This window comes from Candidatus Aquicultor sp. (genome assembly GCF_054640775.1).
In genome coordinates this window covers 1-4,301 of sequence record NZ_JBTSLF010000200.1, presented here as the reverse complement: position 1 = coordinate 4,301, position 4,301 = coordinate 1, and the positions used below count along the sequence as shown (strand labels likewise).

Below are 4,301 nucleotides of genomic sequence, written 5' to 3'. Positions count from 1 at the left end.
GGAAGATAAGCCTGCACGCCGCCGGCGCAACCGCAACCGCCATCGCCCTCGTCGTCCTGTTCGGCGCCACCGCGGTCCCCGCCTGCCTCTTCATCCCCGCGGTGTTCTGGGCCCGCCTGACTCTTAACAAGCACACACCGGCCCAACTCATAACAGGCTCACTCGCAGCAGCAGCCATCACTATCCTGGTGTTTTGGAACTTCGGGCTTCTGCCCTAATATCCCCAGATGGATTCCGACCTGCGAAATCGCCCCTCGTGGGTATCGATAACCCGTTTCTCGGTAATGATCTTATCGACCGGCAGGTCATGGCTCTCTTTTGGGATTAGGGGCGCGATCTGCAGCTCGAACGCAACGGACACCCAGGGGACAGATGGGTCGAGCTGCCGCAGGAAGCGGTCGTAGTAACCGCCGCCATAGCCGATGCGATTGCCCGCCTCGTCAAAGACCATACCGGGTACCAGCACGAGGTCGATGCGGCGTGCCTCGCAATCAGCGGTTTTCTCGATGACCGGCTCGGGAATGCCGTACTTGCTCGGCTGCAGGCTTTCGAGGTCGAAGACTTGTCGTAGCACAAGGGTGTTGGTTTCCATATCGGTAATCGGCAAGATGACCTCTTTGCCGAGCCGCAGGGCGGCTTCCATCATATCGAGCGTCGGCACTTCGCTTCCGAACGCCGCGTAAAAGAGTATCGCCTTAGCCTCTTTAAACTCAGGCTGCGCGAAAAATATTTCTTTTATGGCCAATGCTTTGCACTGGCGCTCATCATCGCACAAGGCGTCCCGCCTATCGCGCGTAATCCGGCGCAGGGCGCGTTTAGGTGACATCTCTATCCCTCTCTAGTACCATGCATCTCTCACTTAGCCACGGCTGTCTCGTGGCGCTTAAAATCGTTGTAACGATTTTAAAATATCTCGGTATAAGTTGAAAGCCTTATTGAAAAGCGGTTAAACTTAATAAAATACTTTATCGGGAGAGGTAGCCTTGATCTTTGTACAGATACTGGAAACGTTCCGTGGCTTTGTCATCGACGTTCTCCCGTTATTTATTATAGCACTCGTACTGTCCGCAGTGGTCGTCGAGTATTTCCCCGCCCGCGGGCTGGACAAATTGCTCCAGCAGATGAAAAACCGCGAGACGCTGGTTTCCGCGTTTCTGGGTGTCATTATCCCCGCAACGCCCGCCTTTCGCGTTTCCATGGCCGCTATAGCCAGGCGAAGCGGCGCACAGTGGACGCCGGTTCTCACCTTTGTCGCTGGCGCCGGCGCGGGCTTATCAACCCTTATCATGACATCGATGGTAAGCGTACAATTCATGATACTACGCCTGGTAGTGGCACTTCTTTTCGCTTACGCCCTGTCGCTTTTTATCGTAAAGCTGATAGAGCCGAGGCTTGCGGCGGTCGCCATGGACTCGGATATAGAGACGCTTTTCAGCCGGGACTTCTCTGAAGTCTCAGCAGAAGATATCGACAATACCGGCGGCAGCGTGACGATTGCAGGTGTCTGGCGCAACCTGCTCGGTCTGGCCAGGGTGATGCTGCCATGGCTGTTCTTAAGTCTTTTCCTGGCGACCCTCGTCGACGTGGTGGTACCGAAGGCGACCGTCGAGGCGCTCCTGGGCGGGCGTTTCTCGGCGCTCAAAGCCGCCCTTATCGGGATTCCCTTCTATTTTATCGGAGGGGCTGAGATCCCGCTGCTCAACGTCCTTATAAATAAGGGGATGAATCTCGGCGCTGCGGTTTCGCTTATGCTTACCGCACCATTGATAAATTTTCCGGTTCTGTCGGTGCTGGGGCGCTGGGTCGGGTACCGCAAGGCGCTGGGCTTTATGGTCGTGTGCTGGCTTATCGCCGTCGCTATCGGCCTGCTGCTCGGTTTCGTCGACGCAAGGTAATTCGTACCGGTTTATACTACTACTCAGAACTACCCCACAAGGAGGTACACATGCGAGTTACGGCTAAATTGGCCGAAAGAATTTCAAAACTACCAATGGACGAGCACGTGCACGTTATTATAAAGATGCGCATGCTCGAGAAAGAACTTATAGAAGAGCTTATCAAACGCCCCTCTGTAAGCATCCGACACGTCATCAAAATGGCGAACGCCGTGTCGCTTTTGCTGCCGGCCGGCCACATCGAAGGGCTTTCCCAGGAGCCCTGGGTCGAGAGAATCGAGGATGACGAGAAGGTCTACGCGGTCGTTGACGAGTCCGAGGACTCGTTCGGAGCACCCATAGCCCAGCGGACCGGCTATACAGGCAAGGGGGTAACCCTGGCGGTAATCGACACAGGTATCGACACGGATCATCCCGATTTTGCAGGGCGCATCGTTGCAACCAAAGACTTTACCCTCGAAGGGTTTAAAGACAGCAACGGTCACGGAAGCCACGTTGCCGGAATCGCCGCGGGCAGTGGCATATATTCTGATGGCAAATACAAAGGCATAGCCCCGGATGCGTTCATCCTAGCCGGCAAAGTATTGCAGGCCGATGGCAGCGGTAGGGCGAGCGATGTGATGGCAGCCGTCGAATGGGCGGTTGATTTAGGGGCAGATATCGTTAACCTCTCGCTCGGTTCAAGCGGTTCATCCGATGGAACCGATACGCTCTGCGAGCTATGCGATATGGCGGTCGCGGCCGGTGTCGTGGTCTGCATCGCGGCCGGAAACGACGGGCCCGCGCGAAGGACGATAGGCAGTCCCGCGGCGGCCCGCATGGCGATAACGGTCGGCGCTGCCACGGCAAACGGCCTGGTCGCCGAGTTCTCTTCACGAGGTCCGACGGCCGACGATCGGCTCAAGCCCGAAGTGGTCGCACCCGGCGTCGATATCGTATCGGTGCGTGGCACCGGAACCCGCGCAGGCAAACAAGTCGACACCCACTACACGTCGGCCACCGGAACCAGCATGGCCACCTCGCATGTAAGCGGCACGATCGCACTCTTGCTCGAGGCGAATAAAAGTGCATCCCCGCAGCTTATTCGCGAGGCTTTGCTGCATACGGCATCCAACCTTGAACTTGACGACTACGCGCAAGGGGCTGGGATGGTGGCCGTCGACGAGGCGCTTCGCTATGTCGAGATGCACGAAAACCCCCAAGAGCCGGTCGACCAATCACCGCCCCGCTCGGCGCTTCTTAGTATCTTGTCCGAGGCTTATGGATCGCTTGCTATGGGTAAAAAGACCCAAAGAAGACCGAGGCGCCAGCCCTTCCTGCCACCCGAGACAGAGATGCCACGGGTAGAGCCGGAAGTTGCAGCCGAGGACGAGCGCATCGGGACACAACACTAAGGTTTCACAGAAGAGGTACGTGCCACGATTATAGAAGTACAAGAGTTAATGAAAAACTACAACGGCACCGCTGCGGTTAAAGGGGTCTCTTTTACGATTGACCGCGGAGAGATATTCGGCTTCTTAGGCCCCAACGGGGCGGGAAAGACCACGACGATCAGCATGCTCTGCACGCTTTTAACCCCGACGGGCGGGCGCGCTACCGTCAACGGGTTCGATGTCGTCAAAAACAAGCTTGCGGTGCGAAAATCAATCGGCCTGGTCTTCCAGGACCCCAGCCTTGATGAGCGCCTTACCGCGCTCGAGAACCTAAGGTTTCACGCCATGATCTACGGCATCGGCAAGGCCGACCGCAACAGGCGCATCCCCGATGTGTTCGAGCTTGTAGAACTCTCCGGGCGACAACACGACCTGGTGAAAACCTTCTCCGGCGGGATGAAGCGCCGCCTGGAGATCGCCCGCGGCTTGCTTCACCGCCCCAAGGTGCTCTTTCTAGACGAGCCGACCCTTGGCCTTGACCCGCAAACCCGTCACCACATCTGGGACTATGTGCAGCAGCTTAAACAAGACGACGGCCTCACCATCTTCTTAACAACGCATTACATGGACGAGGCGGAAAACTGTGACCGTATCGCCGTCATCGACCACGGCGAACTCATCGCAATGAACACTCCGGGGGAACTCAAGGAAAGCATCGGCGGCGAAGTCGTCCTGCTCGCTACCGAAGACAACCTAAAGGCTTCCCTCGAGATCAAGGATAAATTCGACCTCACCGCGCAAGAGGTAAACGGCGAGCTTTCCCTGAAGGTGGCAAACGGCAGCCACTTCATGCCCGAGCTTATCAAAGGACTCGAGACCACGGTTACCTCGATCTCGCTCAGAAAACCCACGCTCGAGGACGTATTCTTGAACCTAACCGGGCGGCGCATCCGGGAAGAAAAAGTCGAAGGCATGGATCGGGCACGGGTGCGCATGCGCGCACGAAGGGGGCGCACCCGATGAAAGAGGCGCT

Annotated in this window: 4 protein-coding genes; 3 read left to right on the top strand and 1 reads right to left on the bottom strand. The window is 57.0% G+C overall.

Annotated features, from left to right (window positions below; genetic code table 11):
- Window positions 1–214 precede the first annotated feature (214 nt).
- Window positions 215–826, bottom strand: a complete 612-nt coding sequence (locus ACYC56_RS12660) for a 5-formyltetrahydrofolate cyclo-ligase (RefSeq protein ID WP_461374537.1) — start codon at window positions 824–826, stop codon at window positions 215–217.
- Window positions 827–983: 157 nt separating this feature from the next.
- Between ACYC56_RS12660 and ACYC56_RS12655 the strand changes: the two genes are divergently transcribed.
- Genes ACYC56_RS12655 through ACYC56_RS12645 form a run of 3 tightly spaced genes read left to right on the top strand, consistent with a single transcriptional unit; the run spans window position 984 to window position 4,291 of the window.
- On the top strand, window positions 984–1,895 hold the full coding sequence (locus tag ACYC56_RS12655) for a permease (RefSeq protein ID WP_461374536.1): 912 nt from the start codon (window positions 984–986) through the stop codon (window positions 1,893–1,895).
- Window positions 1,896–1,945: 50 nt separating this feature from the next.
- On the top strand, window positions 1,946–3,289 hold the full coding sequence (locus ACYC56_RS12650; protein WP_461374535.1) for a S8 family peptidase: 1,344 nt from the start codon (window positions 1,946–1,948) through the stop codon (window positions 3,287–3,289).
- 48 nt (window positions 3,290–3,337) lie between these two features.
- Window positions 3,338–4,291, top strand: coding sequence for an ATP-binding cassette domain-containing protein (locus ACYC56_RS12645; protein WP_461374534.1), 954 nt, complete (start codon window positions 3,338–3,340; stop codon window positions 4,289–4,291).
- Window positions 4,292–4,301: the final 10 nt, after the last annotated feature.

What these genes read in the sequence shown, in the direction of transcription:
- ACYC56_RS12645 (WP_461374534.1), top strand. Translation starts at nt 3,338, where the DNA reads ATGAAAAACTACAACGGCACCGCTGCGGTTAAAGGGGTCTCTTTTACG.
- ACYC56_RS12650 (WP_461374535.1), top strand. Translation starts at nt 1,946, where the DNA reads ATGCGAGTTACGGCTAAATTGGCCGAAAGAATTTCAAAACTACCAATG.
- ACYC56_RS12660 (WP_461374537.1), bottom strand. Translation starts at nt 826, where the DNA reads ATGTCACCTAAACGCGCCCTGCGCCGGATTACGCGCGATAGGCGGGAC.